Origin of the sequence: Bradyrhizobium sp., assembly GCF_027307225.1 — a bacterium.
Lineage (GTDB): Bacteria > Pseudomonadota > Alphaproteobacteria > Rhizobiales > Xanthobacteraceae > Bradyrhizobium.
This window is the reverse complement of record NZ_DAHUXJ010000129.1, coordinates 12,634-27,578: the sequence shown is the minus strand read 5'-3', so window position 1 is coordinate 27,578 and position 14,945 is coordinate 12,634. Positions and strand designations below refer to the sequence as shown.

Below are 14,945 nucleotides of genomic sequence, written 5' to 3'. Positions count from 1 at the left end.
GAATCTCGAGATTCCGGGTTCGCACTTCGTGCGCCCCGGAATGACGTCTATAGAACCACCTACTTCGCCGCCGTTACCATGATCTCGACGAGATACTGGGGCGCGGCAAGCCTGGCCTCGACCGTGGCGCGAGCGGGCGTGTTGCCCGGCGAGACCCAGGCGTCCCATGCCGCGTTCATCTCGGCAAAATTCTTCATGTCGGTGATGTAGATGTTCGCTGACAACAGCTTCGATTTGTCCGTGCCGGCCTTCTTGAGGTGACCGTCGATAATCGACAGGATCTCCTGGGTCTGCTTGGTGATGTTTTCGCCCTTGGTCGTGTTGGCGACGACACCGGCGAGATAGACGGTGTTGCCATGGACGACGACCTGGCTCATGCGCGGTCCGGTATCGAAACGTTGAATGGTCATTTGGATCTCCCTTGAATGGTGCTGCCACTTAGCCTGCCGCCGTGCGGTGCGCTACTGCGTACCGCGCAGACCATGGTTCTGATTTTCACAAAACAGCCTTCTACGAGACGGCCTTCGCCGCCGCGCGCCCCGCACAGCGGCCCGAGAACAGGCAGCCGCCGAGGAACGTGCCTTCGAGCGCGCGATAGCCGTGCATGCCGCCGCCGCCGAAGCCAGACGCTTCGCCAGCCGCATAGAGCCCGGGCATGATCTTGCCGTCCCGGCCGAACACGCGGGAATCGAGATCGGTCTCGAAGCCGCCGAGCGTCTTGCGCGTCAGGATGTTGAGCTTCACCGCGATCAGCGGGCCATGGGCGGGATCGAGAATCCGGTGCAACGGCGCGGTGCGGATCAGGCGGTCGCCGATATAGCGGCGCGCGTTGTGGATGTTGATGATCTGCGTGTCCTTGGCATAGGCGTTGCCGATTTCGCGGTCGCGAGCCTCGATCTGGGCCTGGATCGATTCCAGCTTCAGAAGGTCGTTGCCGGCAAGCGCATTCATCGCGCTGACGAGGTCGGCGAGATTATCGCGCACGATGAAGTCCGCGCCGTGTTTCTTGAAGGCCTCGACCGGCGCTGGCGCACCCTTGTTGGTGGCGCGGCGCGCGGTCATCAGCCAGCTCTTGCCGGTGAGATCGGGATTCTGTTCGGAGCCCGAGAGCGCAAATTCCTTCTTGATGATGCTCTGGGTCAGCACGAACCATGAATAGTCGTGGCCGGTCGAAAGGATGTATTCGAGCTGGCCGAGCGTGTCGGACCCGGGGAAGAGCGGCGAGGGCAGCCGCTTGCCGGTCGCGTCGAACCACATCGACGAGGGTCCGGGCAGAATGCGGATGCCGTGGCGTGGCCAGATCGGCGACCAGTTTCTTATGCCCTCGACATAATGCCACATGCGATCGCGGTTGATCAGCCGCGCGCCGGCTTCCTCGGTGAGGCCGATCATGCGGCCGTCGACATGTTCGGGCACGCCGGAGATCATGTTGGCGGGCACGGGTCCAAGCCGCGCAGGCCAGTTCTGCCGCACCAGATCGTGGTTGCCGCCGATGCCGCCGGAAGCGACGATCACGGCCTGCGCGCGCTGGGTGAATTCGCCGATGACCTTGCGCGAACTGCTTTGGCCGCGCGCCACCGGATCGCCTTCGAGGATCGCGCCGCGGACGCCCTCGACGGCGCCATTGGTGATCGTCAGCCCATTGACACGGTGGCGGAATTTGAACGTCAGCCGCCCGGCTTTTTCCGCACTCCGGGCAGCCCGCTCGAACGGTTCGACGATGCCGGGTCCGGTGCCCCAGGTGACGTGGAACCGCGGCACCGAATTGCCGTGGCCCATGGCGTCGTAGCCGCCACGCTCGGCCCAGCCGACCACCGGAAAAATACGGTGCCCCATGGCGCGCAGCCAGCTTCGTTTTTCGCCGGCGGCGAAAGCCAGATAGGCCTCGGCCCAGCGCCGCGGCCAGAGATCCTCATCGCGGTCGAAACCGGCCGTGCCCATCCAGTCCTGGTGTGCCAGCTCGTAACTGTCACTGATGCCGAGCCGGCGCTGCTCGGGCGAATCAATCAGGAAAAGCCCGCCGAACGACCAGAACGCTTGTCCGCCAAGGCTTTGCTCGCCTTCCTGGTCGACCACGGTGACGCGCTTTCCGGCTGCCGCGATCTCGGTCGCGGCGACGAGACCGGCCAATCCTGCGCCCACCACGATGACGTCGGCTTCTTCCATCGCGTTTCCCCAATTTGTTGGAATGAGTGAAGCCCGTGGTCGCCCGGATGGTCAATGGCCAACCGAAGTGGTCAATGGACAATGGGTTGTTGGCGGATCGGACTCAGCCGAAAGTCGTGTTCCGGCCTCGGACCCAACCGGTGCAGCACCCCGGCAACACTCGGGCTGAATTTGGTTTGAACTGCGCCGACCATCTGGACAAACTTGCCAAGTCGAAACACCCTCTCGCTACGCATCACACGCCGCCGTCGGATCCGCGCAGTCCGGCAAGGTTTTGAACTGGGGCCGGATAAATGAAATTGCTGATGGGGCTGCTCGCTGTGGTCGTTTTGCTGGCGAGCATGGGGTCAAGCCATGCCGTGGTCCGTATCGGCGAAGACCGCGGCGGCCGGATCGGCACCTATGTCGACAAATATCAGGAAGTACGTTCCTCCGGCGAAATGGTGATCATCGACGGTCTCTGCGCATCGGCCTGTACCATCGTGCTCGGCGCCATTCCCCACGACAAGATTTGCGTCACTTCGCATGCGGCGCTCGGCTTCCACGCCGCCTGGGATCTCGACGAGGACGGTCACGCCATCACCAATCCTGAAGCCACCCACATGCTCTATGCGATGTATCCGGCGCCGGTGAAAAAGTGGATCAACCAGCGCGGCGGCCTCACCCCGCACATGATCTACCTGCGTGGCAAGGAGCTGACGAGCATGTACCACCCATGCTTCCTCGACGCCCGGGCTTCGACGCAGCATTAGCCGTTCTTATATTCCCGAGCTTAGGGCCTGGTTTTGATTGAATCAAAACCGGGTTCTAAATTTCTTGTTTTGACGCGTTTTCTTCACGCGAACCGGTACCCACCCCCGGATCAAGTCCGAGGGCATGCTTCGCTCGAAAACGCTCTGGATCAGCATCACGTGATTTGGGGCCGCAGTCCTGGCGCTTGCCGGGGCCGCGGCCAGCCTTTATCTGGACATTGTGAGCGCCTGGATGGCCGCATGCGGCCTTCGGGCTTTCCGGACAGGTAGATCAAGTCAAAAATGGTGCAACTCGTTTCCACGCCGCGGCTGACGACGCAGGCTCCCCGGCCCGCGAACCGCTTGGCGCGTGTATTGGTTGTGGGCGGAGCAGGGATTGTTGCTGTGCTTTTCATCGCGGCGGTGATTCTTTGGGCCCGCTACGGCGCGACGGTCTTCTTCGAGACGATCGCCTCCGGCTTCGCCGCGTGTTTTTAGGACAGGAATTTGGATGATGGATCGGACCGCCCGCCCGCTGGTCGTCATTGGAGCGTTTGCTGGAAGCCTCGTCGTCGGGTTGGTGCTGATGCTGTGGGTGATGGGCGGCCTTCGCCATGCCACGTCGCCGGCCGCGATCGGCGGCCCGTTCCAGCTCACCGACCAGACCGGTCAGACCGTCACCGAAAAATCCATGCAGGGCCACCCGACCCTGGTCTTCTTCGGCTTCACTCATTGTCCCGACGTCTGCCCGACGACCCTGTTCGAGATGTCCGAAGTATTGAAGGCGATGGGCAAGGACGGCGACCGGGTCAACGCCTACTACATCTCGGTCGATCCCGAGCGCGACACCCAGGCTGCGATGAAGGAGTATTTGTCGAGTTTCGATCCGCGCCTGAGGGGCCTCACCGGCACGCCGCAGGAGGTCGCCAAGGTTCTTTCCGAATACCGCGTCTATGCCAAGAAAGTTCCGTTGAAGGACGGTGACTACACCATGGACCACACCGCGCTGATCTATCTGATGGACCGCGATGGCAAGTTCGTCGCCCCGTTCAACATCAATCGGAAGCCCGACGAAGCAGCTTCCGACCTCAAGCGTTATCTCTAAGGACAAAGAGCGCCAAAACGCTGTTCGCCTTCGTGGTTAGTTCGGTTTATAAGGCCCCCGATTTTCGAGAAAATCGGCGAGCGATGCAGGCCAACCGGACGAGTTTTGGTGGAATGAGGAGGCCGGGAGTGGCGCAGGCGACGCCGAAAGCTTCCCGGTTTGCCTTAGCCGTCGCACTTGCCCTGACGCTCGCGGGCGGCACCGCCCGGGCGGAGGGCGAAAAGACGCCGGCCCCGACGCCAGCTCCGGCCATTTCGAGTAAATCCGCTCCGAAGCCGGTGGCCGAACCCGGCCCCCAGGCAGTGCCGGGCTTCTGGGACCCGCGGCGGCGGCCGGACCGGCCGGATCTGTCGCGCCTGACCGTCATCCGGTTCCTGACCGAGACCGACTATCCGCCCTTCGATTTCACCGGCCCGGACGGCAACCCCGCGGGCTTCAACGTCGACCTGGCGCGGATGATCTGCGACGAGATCAAGGTCACCTGCACCATTCAGATGCGGCGTTTCGAGACGCTGGTCGATGCGCTCACGAGCAATAAGGGCGACGCCATCATCGCGTCGCTCGCCGTGACGCCGCAACTGCGCACGCGGCTCGACTTCAGCGATCCTTATTACCGCGCACCGGCGCGCTTCGTGTCGCGGAAGGATTCGGTGATGCGCGAAGTGCGCCCCGAATTTCTCGAGGGCCGCAAGGTCGGCGTCGTCGCGGGCACCTCGCATGAGGCCTATCTGAAGGCGATGTTCACGGATGCGGAATTGCACAGCTATCCGAACGACGAGGCGGCGCGCGCGGCGTTGCGGCGCGGTGAGGTGGACTTCGTTTTCGGCGACGCGATCTCGCTTGCGTTCTGGATCGCCGGCACGGATTCGGGCGACTGCTGCGCGTTTGCGGGCGGCCCCTTTGTCGAGAGCCGCTATTTCGGCGAAGGCGTCGGGATCGCCGTGCGCAAGGGCAATGACCTGTTGCGGCAGGCTATCAACTACGCGCTGTTCCGGCTTTGGGAAAAAGGCCGGTATACCGACCTGTGGCTGCGCTATTTTTCGGTCAGCCCGTTCTAGGCATTTGACTTCGTCATTCCGGGATGGTCCGAAGGACCAGACCCGGAATCTCGAGATTCTCTGGTGTGCAACTGCACACCAAAGTTCGATGCTGCGCATCGCCCCGGAATGACGGCTATAGTGGCCACTTCACCTTCGGAGAACCTTCCTAAAAATGTCCGTGACCGAACTTTCAGCCAGCCCCGGCGACCTGCGTGCGGTCGCCGAACAATCCAACGCCTGGCCTTTCGAGCAGGCGAAAGCGATCGTGGCGCGGCTGAAAAGGACACCGAAGGACGAGGTGCTGTTCGAGACCGGCTACGGTCCGTCGGGCCTGCCGCACATCGGCACCTTCGGCGAAGTCGCGCGCACCACCATGGTGCGCCACGCTTTTCGCGTGCTGACCGAGGACAGGATCAAGACCCGCCTGCTTGCCTTCTCCGACGACATGGACGGCCTCCGCAAGGTGCCGGACAATGTGCCGAACAAGGAGATGCTTTCAGAGTATCTCGGCAAGCCGCTGACCAAGGTGCCGGATCCCTTCGGCACGCATCCGAGTTTCGGCGCGCACAACAATGCGCGGCTGCGGGCCTTCCTCGACACTTTCGGCTTCGACTACGAATTCGCTTCTTCGACCGATTACTACGGTAGCGGAAAATTCGACGCGACGCTGCTCAAGATGCTGGAGCGGATCGAGAAGGTGATGGCGATCATGCTGCCGTCACTCCGCGAAGAGCGCGCGGCCAGCTATTCGCCGTTCCTGCCGATCTGTCCGCGCACCGGCACGGTGCTCTATGTGCCGATCACGGCGCATGACATCAAGGCCGGCACGATCTCCTATGACGACCCGGAAACGAAAGAGCGCGTCACGCTTCCTGTCACCGGCGGACACTGCAAATTGCAGTGGAAGCCTGATTGGGCGATGCGCTGGGCGGCGCTTGGCGTCGATTACGAAATGGCCGGCAAGGACCTGATCGACTCCGTGAAGCTCTCCGGAAAGATCTGTTCGGCGCTGGACGGCACGCCGCCGGAAGGCTTCAACTACGAGCTCTTCCTGGACGAGAAGGGCCAGAAGATATCGAAGTCGAAGGGCAATGGGCTCACGATCGACGAATGGCTGCGTTACGCCTCGCCGGAATCGCTGTCGCTGTTCATGTACCGCGAGCCGAAGGCGGCCAAGCGGCTCTATTTCGACGTGATCCCGCGCAATGTCGACGACTATCAGCAGTTCCTGGAAGGCTTTCCGCGTCAGGACGCGCGGCAGCAGCTCGGCAATCCGGTCTGGCATATCCACGCCGGCCATCCGCCGAAGGCCGATATGCCGGTCACGTTCCAGCTTTTGCTGACGCTGGTGTCGTCGTCGAATGCGGAGAACGCTTCGACCTTGTGGGGATTCATCGGGCGCTATCGTTCGGGCGTGACACCGGAAACGCATCCCAAACTGGATGCGATGGTCGGCTACGCCATCAACTACTATCGCGACTTCGTGGCACCGACCAAAAAATTCCGCGAGCCGACGCAAGCCGAACGCGCCGCCTTGCAGGACCTGCGCGATGCGCTGGCCAACATGCCTGCCGAATCGACGGCGGAAGACATCCAGAACGTGGTCTACGAGATCGGGCGGCGCGAGCCGTTCCTCGACGCGATAAAAAAGGGCAAGGACGGCAGGCCGGGCGTCTCGCTCGACTGGTTCAACATGCTCTACCAGGTGCTGCTCGGGCAGGAGAAAGGCCCGCGCTTCGGTTCGTTCGTCGCGGTCTACGGCCTCTCCAATGCGGTCGCGATGATCGACGGAGCGCTGGCGCGGTCGGCCTAACCGCCATTCGGCGCGGACGAAGCGCTCGCTGCGCGCGCAAGCGTCAGCAGCATGCGCAAAAGCGGCGTCGGCACGCGATGCCGTTCCGCTATCTCCACCACGGCGCCGGTCAACGCGTCGATCTCGAGCGGGCGGCCCGCAAGGCGATCGAAATACATCGAGGAACCGGCATCGGGCGGGATGGCTGTGAGCCTCGCCATCGTCTGTGCGGCCTCATTGGCCGCAAGCTGCGCGCCATCGGCGCGTCCGACATTAACGGCCTCTTCCAGCAGCGCCAGGCAAAGCGCGGCAACGTCGTCGCGCAGAAACACCGCGTTCCGCCGCAGCGTGAGCGCGGAGACGGGATTGCCAACCGCATTGACCAAGAGCTTCCGCCACGCCAGCGTCTTGAAGTCACGGCTCAAGAGGGTCCGTAGCCGCGTGCCTTCGAACAGAGCTGCGAACGCCTGTCCGTCCGCGCCGTCCGCAACGGCGAAGTCATGTTCGCCGCCGCGGCGGTAGCGAACCCGGTCCGGCGCTAGTCTTTCGCCGTTGTAGTAGACGATGGCCGGGATCACGACCGCGCCGCCGACGAACGGCGCAAGGTTTTCGGCATGGGCGATGCCGTTTTGCAGCGCTGCAACCCGCGTCTTCGGGCCGCACAGCCGTTGCAGCCATGGCCCGCTCGATGCCGTGTCCTGTACCTTGGTGCAGAGGAGCACCCAGTCCTGCGGTTGCGCCTGGGATGGATCGGTCAGCGTGGGAATAGGAGACTCGGTGGCGCCCTCCGTCCGTTCGACGGTCATTCGCTCGATCGGGCGCCTGACGCACGCGACGATATCATGCTGCTTCGCCGCGCCAAGCAAGCCGGCAACCACGCCGCCGATGCTGCCGAGCCCAATGACGGCAATGCGTTGGCGTTCGGAATTGGCAGTTGCTGGCGGCATGTCGGTCTCGCTCAAGTTCGCTTCAAACTAATCGCTGAATTGGTGCCGTGCCACGCGCATTCAAGCAACAAAATGCAAAGCGGGATGGCCGGTCTGCGCAATTTCAACTGATGTCGCCGTCGAAGTGGACTACGATGGGTGCCGAAAATCAGCTCGCTTCCGGCGATCAGGACCGGGAGGAGACAGCCAATCAAGCGGAGGACGCCATGCAGTACAGGGTTTCGCCGGAAGCAGTTTCGGACACCAGCGCCGAGCAATGGCAGGCGCGGGTCGATCTCGCGGCAGCGCATCGGCTCGCCTTCATGCACGGCTTCAATGAAGGCATTTTCAACCACCTGACCTATGTGGTGCCAGGCCGTAGCGACCGCTATTACCAGATTCCGTTCGGCACGCACTGGTCGGAGGTCAACGCTTCCTGCTTCATGGAAGTCGGCATCGACGACGGCGAGGTCAAGCGCGGCGAGGGCGATGTCGAGCGTTCCTGCTATTGCATCCATGCGCCGATCCATAAGGCGCTGCCGCAGGCCAAGGCGGTGTTTCACACCCACATGCCGTTTGCGAGCGCGCTGACGCGGCTGGAAGACCCGCGCATCAAGGAAATCGGCCAGACCGAAGTCGGCATATCCGGCAAGATTGCCTATGACGACGAATATACCGGGCCTGCCTTCGAGCCGGCCGAAGGCGAGCGGCTTGCCAAGGTCATTGGCGACAAGACCATCCTGTTCATGGCCAACCACGGCATCTCGACGGTCGGCGAGACCGTCGCTGACGCCTATGACAGGCTCTATTACATCGAGCGCGCGGCCCAGGTGCAGATCTATGCGATGTGGACCGGGCAGCCGTTGAAAAAGCTCCCGGAAGGCGTGGTCAACAAGACCCGGCAGGAGATGCGCGGTAATTCGTTTTACACCGGCCTGTCTCCGGCCCAGCGGCATTTTGCGGCGCTCAGGCGCATCCTCGACCGCAAGGAGCCGGACTACGCAACATAAGGCGATTGTCTGGCGGGACCACGCGGCGGACCGGCTTGATATTTGACCTAGTGCCGCCTATTTGACGTTCCTGCACCGCAAGCGGCAAATTCGATCAGGAACGTCAAATAGTGAAGCGGCACTAGGTTCGTAGGCTTGCTAGCGCCCATGACTTTCCGAAGTTCGTGAAAGGTGCGTGCTGAGATGTAGCACGAACTTCGGAAAGTGGGCGCTAGTCCCTGCGAAATCGGGGCATTGCGGCTGAACGCGGTGAGCCAAGGGGATCAGAGACCTTCGTGCGCAAGATCTACAAGATCTGCCCGGCTTCGGCCTGGCGCGAAGCGGAGCGGCAGGGCGTGTTCAAGGGCAGCCCCGTCGACCTCAGTGACGGCTTTATCCATTTCTCGACCGCGTCGCAGGTGGAAGAGACTGCCCGAAAGCATTTCTCCGGCCAGGCCGGCCTGTTCCTGATCGCGGTCGAGGCCGACGCGCTCGGCGATGCGTTGAAGTGGGAACGCTCGCGCAACGACGATCTGTTTCCCCATCTGTATGCCGAGCTCGATCTCGCCGCGGTCACCGCGGTCCAGTCGATGCATATGCGGTCCGATGGGTTCCACGATATCCCGGAGCTCGAGCCGTGATCCGCGCCTTTGACGCGGTGTCATTGCCGCTCTTGCGCTGGCTCGATCCCGAGGATGCGCATCGCCTCGCCGTGCAGGGTCTCAAACTGCTGCCGCCGACCCGGCCGCGCGCCGACGTTGAAAAACTGGCGGTGCGGGCCTTCGGTTTGAATTTTCCCAATCCGATCGGCATGGCGGCGGGTTTCGACAAGAACGGCGAAGTGCCGGATGCGCTGCTGCGTCTCGGCTTCGGCTTCGTCGAGGTCGGAACGGTGACACTGAGGCCGCAGGCAGGCAATCCGCGGCCGCGGATTTTCAGGCTCGAGCGCGACGAAGGCGTGATCAATCGTTTCGGCTTCAATAGCGATGGTGCGGACACGGTATTGCGGCGGCTGGCGGCGCGCGCTCATCTCGGCGGCATTGTCGGCGTCAATATCGGCGCCAACAAGGATTCGGCCGACCGCAACGACGACTATGTGAGGCTGATCGAGGCCTTTGCACCGGTCGCGAGCTATTTCACCGTCAACGTGTCCTCGCCCAACACGCCGGGCTTGCGCAACCTGCAGCAGGCGAGCGCGCTGGACGATCTGCTGGCCCGGGTGATCGACGCGCGCGAGCGGGTGCGAAAGAACGCCGGGGATTCGCCGGTGCTGCTGAAAGTCGCGCCCGACCTCGGCCTTGCCGAACTCGACGACGTGGTTCACATCGCACGCTCGCGCCGTGCCGACGGCATGATCGTCGCCAACACGACGGTCGGACGGCCCTCGACCCTGCGCGAGCAGAACCGCGCCAGGGAGACGGGCGGACTATCGGGCCGGCCGCTGTTTCGCCTGTCGACGCGGATGGTCGCGGAGACCTATGTGCGGGCAGAGGGCGCTTTTCCGCTTGTAGGTGTCGGCGGCATCGATTCCGGCGGCGGCGCGCTGGCCAAGATTCGCGCCGGCGCGAGCCTGATCCAGCTTTACTCGTCGCTTGTCTACAAGGGGCTTGGTCTGGTCGAGGACATCAAGCGCGATCTTTCCTCGACGCTGCTCCGCACCGGGCGCGACTCGCTTTCGGAAATCGTCGGCGCCGACGCGGCCACCATCACCGCCGAGGATTGGCCGGTCAGCTAGATATTGACCACGAGGCCGTCGCTTGCGGCCTCATAGCGGAGGCTGCCGAGCCGTTCCAGCATGTCGTCGCTCATATGCGTCAGGATCAGCCGTTTTGGTTTGATGTCGGCAAGGCGCGCCTCGAGTGCTTTCAGGCTGAGATGATTCCTGACCGGCCTGTCGCATCGCCGAGCCGTCCGATCGCAATCGTCGAGACCACGCCGATGAGCGGCGTTGTCAGATTGGCAACCATCGCCGGTCCCGCGATGGCAAAAACCCGCGCGCGGGTAACGCTGGAGCCCACGGCAGAACGACCTGCTGGCTAGCGCCCGCGTGGGGCCCCGAACAGCCGCGTCAATAGCCAGATCGGGACCACGATCACCGCGCCGAGCAGGAAGTAGCGCCACAGCCAGTTGACCGCATCAAAGCCAAGATTCCAGATCCGGTGAAACAACAGCTGGATGCTGCGCAGGATATTCCACGGGTCGAAACCGATTGCCGCCAGCACAATGCCGACCAGGACGGAGAGCAGGATCAGCCGGAACGCCACGGCCAAAGGCGAGCCGCCCAGAAAGCGGTACACGGCGTCGTTACTCGCCGGCAATTCTCTCGTCTCGTTGTGCGGCATCGGCATGGTTCGTCTCCGTGAGCGGCATCTCTATTTAAAGCATGATGGGCAAAGGTGGGAGCCGTTTTTGCGGCTGTTTTCGATGTCATCTTGTTAATGCGCGCCATCTTCGGCCGCCTCCGAAGACGCCGCACCCTTCAATAGCCGCTCCAGTGTTTCCAGACGGTCGGCTTCGCGCGGCGGCTTGTCCCAGCGCAGCCGGTTGATGCGCGGAAACCGCATCGCCACGCCGGATTTATGCCGCGTCGAGCGTTGCAGGCCTTCGAACGCGACTTCCAGCACCAGTCCCTGATCGGGCTCATGCACCACGTGCCGGACGGGACCGAATTTCTCGGTCGTGTTGCGGCGGACAAAACGGTCGATCTGCAACAACTCCTCGTCGGTAAAGCCGAAATAGGCCTTACCGACCGGCACAAGCTGCGCGTTGCCGTCATCGCCGCTCCAGACCCCGAAGGTGTAGTCGGAGTAGTACGACGAGCGCTTGCCGTGTCCGCGCTGCGCATACATCAACACCGCGTCAATGATATGCGGATCGCGCTTCCATTTCCACCATTGGCCCTTGGGGCGTCCCGGCAAATAGAGCGCATCGCGGCGCTTGAGCATCACGCCTTCCACGGCTTCGGCGTCCGCGCCGGCGCTCGCGGGATCGCGGCGTGCGGCCGCCAGCGCCGCCCAACGATCGAACGCAATGGTTGGTGAGAGGTCCACACGGGGATCGCCAAGGTTTGCGACGAAGGCCTGAAGCCGTTCGCGCCGTTCCGCAAAGGGGAGTTCGCGCAGGTCGGTCTCGGCGTCGGCCAATAGGTCATAGGCGCGCAGGTGAATTGGAAAATCCTTGATCAGCTTTGGCGAGACGACCTTGCGGTTGAGGCGCTGTTGCAGCACGTTGAAGCTCTGCACGCGGCCCTCGCGCAGCACCAATAGTTCGCCATCAATGGCGCCAGGCAAGTGCAGCGAAGGCAGCAAGTCCGGAAAGCTTTTGCTGATGTCCTCGCCCGTGCGCGAATAGAGCCGGCTGACGACGTGGCCTTGCGGGTCGCGGCCGCTCACGGCCTGCACGCGAATGCCATCCCACTTCCATTCGGCGATGTAGTCGGCGGGGACCAGCGACGCGAAATCCGTATCCTCGATCGCATGCGCCAGCATCACCGGGCGGAACGGCGCCGGATTGCGATTGACCGGCTTGTCGCCGCGCCCTTCGAGCCAGGCGAACAGATCGGGATAGGGTGGGGTAAGGCCCGGCCAGAGCAACTCCACATCGTGGGCGTCCTTGCCGCCGAGGGCGGCTACCGCCGTCTTGGCGAGCCGCGCGGAAACGCCGATCCGCATCGCGCCGGTCACGAGCTTCAACAGCGCCCAGCGGCCGGTCTCATCGAGATCGTCGAGCCAGCGCGAAAGCTGCTTCGGAATCTCGGTCTTGCCGAGCGTGCGCAGTGTCGTGACCACCTCGGTCAGCGTTGGCGGCGGCGGATTGTTGTGAAGGCGCTCGTCGGATTTTTTCGGCCACATCAGCGCGACCGTTTCCGAGAGGTCGCCGACATAGTCGTATGACAGTGCAAACAGCGCGGGGTCCGTGCGCTCGGCGATGAGATCGCGAATCAGGCCCGGCTTGGCGTGCTTGAACGAGAGCGCGCCGGTGAGCGCCGCGAGCGCATAGCCGCGGTCAGGGTCTTCGACGGTGCGAAAATAATTTGTGATCAGGCGCAGCTTGTTGTTGCGGCCCGGCTCATAGGCGAGGCGATCGAGCAATTCGGCGAAGCGGTTCATGCGGTATCGCCTTCGCCGGGAGCCTGCACGTCGCCGTCACCGCTGTCCTCGTCGCCATAGCCGACGAGATCAAGCGGGCGCGCCGTGAGCCCCTGCGTCTTGCACCAATGCACCAGCGCGTCGGCCTCGCCATGGGTGACCCAGATCTCGCCGGCGCCGGTTGCCTTGATGGTTGCGGTCAGGCCATCCCAGTCGGCGTGATCGGAAATCACCAGCGGCAGTTCGACACCGCCCTGGCGGGCGCGGGCTCGGACGCGCATCCATCCCGAGGCAAAGGCGGTGACGGGATCGGGAAACCGCCGCGTCCAGATATCGGACGTGGCGGACGGCGGCGCGAGCGTAATGCTGCCGGCGAGATCGGCTTTCTTCACGCCTTTGACGGGGCGGAGTTCGCCGAGGTCGACGCCGCGGCGCTGATAATAACGGGTGATCTTCTCCATGGCGCCATGCAGATAGATCGGCGCGGTGTAGCCGGCGAGACGCAGCAGCGCGATCACGCGCTGCGCCTTGCCGAGCGAATAGGCGCCGACCAGATGGGCGCGCTCTGGAAACAGCTTGACCGAAGAAAGCAGCTTCTTGATTTCTTCGGCCGCATCGCCGTGGCGAAATACCGGAAGGCCAAACGTCGCCTCGGTGATGAAGGCGTCGCAGGGCACCACCTCGAATGGCGTGCAGGTCGGATCCGGCGCGTCCTTGTAATCGCCGGAAGCGACGATTTTCGTGTCATTGCATGTCACGGCGATCTGCGCCGAGCCGAGCACGTGCCCGGCCGGGTGGAATTTGACGGTCACATCGCCTAGCCGCAACTCCTCGCCATAGGCGATCGCCTGGGTCGAGCGCGCGAAATTCTCGCCATAGCGCAGCCGCATCATGTCGAGCGTCTCTTGGGTGGCGAGCACCGCGCCATGGCCGGCGCGGGCATGATCGGAATGGCCATGGGTGATGACGGCGCGCTCGACCGGCCGCACCGGATCGATGTAGAAACCGCCTGGCTTGCAGCACAGGCCGGCCGGTTGCGGCGTCAGGATGTCTTGCGGGCGCATGTCGTTTATATAGGCTAGCCCGGAACTCATTCGAGTCCCGCTTGCAACGGATATCGGCCCTTAAATGCCTGCGCGCCTGTTTCTGTCCTCCGGCGATCTGATGGCCGACCGCCGCTACGAATTCGCGCGCGATCTGCAGCTCAAGGGCGACCTTCCGGCCGCGGCCGATCTGCTGGAGCAGGCGATCGAGCTCGCCCCGAAATTTGCCTCCGCCTGGTTCACGCTTGGCGAAATTCGTCAGCAACTCGGCGAACGCGATGCGGCGATTTCGGCTTTCAGGAAAGCTCGCGATAGCGATGTCAGCGATCCCCACGGCGCCAGCCTGAAGCTGATGCGGCTAGGGGCGGAAGGTCTGGCGGCGATGCCGGCGGCCTATGTGCGGACGCTGTTCGATCAATATGCGCCGCGCTTCGACCGTGCCTTGATCGAGGACCTCGACTATCGCGGGCCATCCGTCCTGTTCAAGGCGGTGCTGGCGGCGCGCCACGCGGTGAAGAAGCCGGCCTTCTTCAAGCGCGCGATCGATCTCGGCTGCGGTACGGGTCTGGCGGCATCCGCCTTTGCCAGGGAGGTCGATCATTTCACCGGCATCGATCTGTCGCCGGGCATGATCGGCAAGGCGCGGGAGACCGGGCTTTATGCCGAGCTTGAAGTCAACGACATGCTGGAGGGTTTGCGGGCAAGGCCGGAAGCCTGCTTCGATCTCGTACTCGCCGCAGATGCCATGGTCTATGTCGCCGATCTCGCTCCCCTGCTGACCGAGATCCGTCGCGTGCTCGCTGACGGCGGTCTTGTCGCCTTCACGCTGGAGCGCAATGCCGGCGATGGCGTCATCATCGGCGAAGGCCTGCGCTATGCCCACGGTGTGAATTACGTCCGCGCCTCGCTCGCTGCAGCTGGCCTGAAACTGTCGCAACTCGAGCAGCAGTCGTTCCGCACCGAAAACAACGAGCCGGTGCCGGGCCTCGTGGTGGTTGCGACTTAGCGGAGTGGATTTGACATTCGCTACCCGCCAAGCCGCAAACTTGTAAGCGAATGTCAAAT

The 14,945-nt window shown here is 63.2% G+C and carries 16 protein-coding genes; 9 read left to right on the top strand and 7 right to left on the bottom strand.

Annotated elements, in window-relative coordinates; genetic code table 11:
• Positions 1 to 59: 59 nt before the first annotated feature.
• Entirely contained in the window at positions 60 to 410 is a 351-nt protein-coding gene (locus tag M6D32_RS21860) for a RidA family protein (RefSeq protein WP_298260135.1), read from the bottom strand.
• Between the two features lie 100 nt (positions 411 to 510).
• Entirely contained in the window at positions 511 to 2,166 is a 1,656-nt protein-coding gene (locus M6D32_RS21855; RefSeq protein WP_298260133.1) for an FAD-binding dehydrogenase, read from the bottom strand.
• A 293-nt stretch (positions 2,167 to 2,459) separates the two neighbouring features.
• Here M6D32_RS21855 and M6D32_RS21850 point away from each other — a divergent pair, with 293 nt between their 5' ends.
• The 5 genes from M6D32_RS21850 (at position 2,460) to M6D32_RS21830 (ending at position 6,855) form a co-directional block, all read left to right on the top strand.
• Positions 2,460 to 2,918 (top strand): hypothetical protein, encoded by a 459-nt coding sequence (locus tag M6D32_RS21850; protein ID WP_298260131.1) that lies wholly within the window; start codon positions 2,460 to 2,462, stop codon positions 2,916 to 2,918.
• Positions 2,919 to 3,200: 282 nt separating this feature from the next.
• Positions 3,201 to 3,395, top strand: a complete 195-nt coding sequence (locus M6D32_RS21845) for a hypothetical protein (protein WP_298260129.1) — start codon at positions 3,201 to 3,203, stop codon at positions 3,393 to 3,395.
• 16 nt (positions 3,396 to 3,411) lie between these two features.
• Positions 3,412 to 4,002, top strand: a complete 591-nt coding sequence (locus tag M6D32_RS21840; RefSeq protein WP_298260127.1) for an SCO family protein — start codon at positions 3,412 to 3,414, stop codon at positions 4,000 to 4,002.
• Positions 4,003 to 4,253: 251 nt separating this feature from the next.
• Positions 4,254 to 5,060, top strand: a complete 807-nt coding sequence (locus M6D32_RS21835) for a transporter substrate-binding domain-containing protein (RefSeq protein WP_298260166.1) — start codon at positions 4,254 to 4,256, stop codon at positions 5,058 to 5,060.
• Positions 5,061 to 5,214: 154 nt separating this feature from the next.
• Positions 5,215 to 6,855 (top strand): lysine--tRNA ligase, encoded by a 1,641-nt coding sequence (locus tag M6D32_RS21830; RefSeq protein WP_298260125.1) that lies wholly within the window; start codon positions 5,215 to 5,217, stop codon positions 6,853 to 6,855.
• On the opposite strand, the gene M6D32_RS21825 is transcribed toward M6D32_RS21830, so the two are convergent.
• Positions 6,852 to 7,781 carry a 2-dehydropantoate 2-reductase gene (locus tag M6D32_RS21825; protein ID WP_298260123.1) on the bottom strand — a complete coding sequence of 310 codons (930 nt, stop codon included), beginning with the start codon at positions 7,779 to 7,781 and terminating at the stop codon, positions 6,852 to 6,854. The genes M6D32_RS21830 and M6D32_RS21825 overlap by 4 nt on opposite strands.
• Before the next feature lie 206 nt (positions 7,782 to 7,987).
• Between M6D32_RS21825 and M6D32_RS21820 the strand changes: the two genes are divergently transcribed.
• The 3 genes from M6D32_RS21820 (at position 7,988) to M6D32_RS21810 (ending at position 10,484) form a co-directional block, all read left to right on the top strand.
• Positions 7,988 to 8,770 (top strand): class II aldolase/adducin family protein, encoded by a 783-nt coding sequence (locus M6D32_RS21820; RefSeq protein ID WP_298260121.1) that lies wholly within the window; start codon positions 7,988 to 7,990, stop codon positions 8,768 to 8,770.
• 275 nt (positions 8,771 to 9,045) lie between these two features.
• Positions 9,046 to 9,390 (top strand): DUF952 domain-containing protein, encoded by a 345-nt coding sequence (locus M6D32_RS21815; RefSeq protein ID WP_298260119.1) that lies wholly within the window; start codon positions 9,046 to 9,048, stop codon positions 9,388 to 9,390.
• A complete protein-coding gene (locus tag M6D32_RS21810; protein ID WP_298260117.1) occupies positions 9,387 to 10,484 on the top strand; it encodes a quinone-dependent dihydroorotate dehydrogenase in 1,098 nt (365 codons plus the stop codon). The genes M6D32_RS21815 and M6D32_RS21810 overlap by 4 nt, the downstream gene beginning before the upstream one ends.
• A gap of 130 nt (positions 10,485 to 10,614) precedes the next feature.
• Here M6D32_RS21810 and M6D32_RS21805 read toward each other — a convergent pair whose 3' ends face one another.
• The 4 genes from M6D32_RS21805 to M6D32_RS21790 form a co-directional block, all read right to left on the bottom strand.
• Positions 10,615 to 10,767, bottom strand: a complete 153-nt coding sequence (locus tag M6D32_RS21805; RefSeq protein WP_298260168.1) for a hypothetical protein — start codon at positions 10,765 to 10,767, stop codon at positions 10,615 to 10,617.
• 18 nt (positions 10,768 to 10,785) lie between these two features.
• Complete coding sequence (locus M6D32_RS21800; RefSeq protein ID WP_298260165.1) at positions 10,786 to 11,091, bottom strand: DUF6460 domain-containing protein; 306 nt, start codon at positions 11,089 to 11,091, stop codon at positions 10,786 to 10,788.
• 93 nt (positions 11,092 to 11,184) lie between these two features.
• Entirely contained in the window at positions 11,185 to 12,858 is a 1,674-nt protein-coding gene (locus M6D32_RS21795) for a cisplatin damage response ATP-dependent DNA ligase (RefSeq protein WP_298260115.1), read from the bottom strand.
• Complete coding sequence (locus M6D32_RS21790) at positions 12,855 to 13,901, bottom strand: ligase-associated DNA damage response exonuclease (RefSeq protein WP_298260113.1); 1,047 nt, start codon at positions 13,899 to 13,901, stop codon at positions 12,855 to 12,857. The genes M6D32_RS21795 and M6D32_RS21790 overlap by 4 nt, the downstream gene beginning before the upstream one ends.
• A 64-nt stretch (positions 13,902 to 13,965) precedes the next feature.
• Here M6D32_RS21790 and M6D32_RS21785 point away from each other — a divergent pair, with 64 nt between their 5' ends.
• Entirely contained in the window at positions 13,966 to 14,886 is a 921-nt protein-coding gene (locus M6D32_RS21785; RefSeq protein WP_298260111.1) for a methyltransferase domain-containing protein, read from the top strand.
• Positions 14,887 to 14,945: the final 59 nt, after the last annotated feature.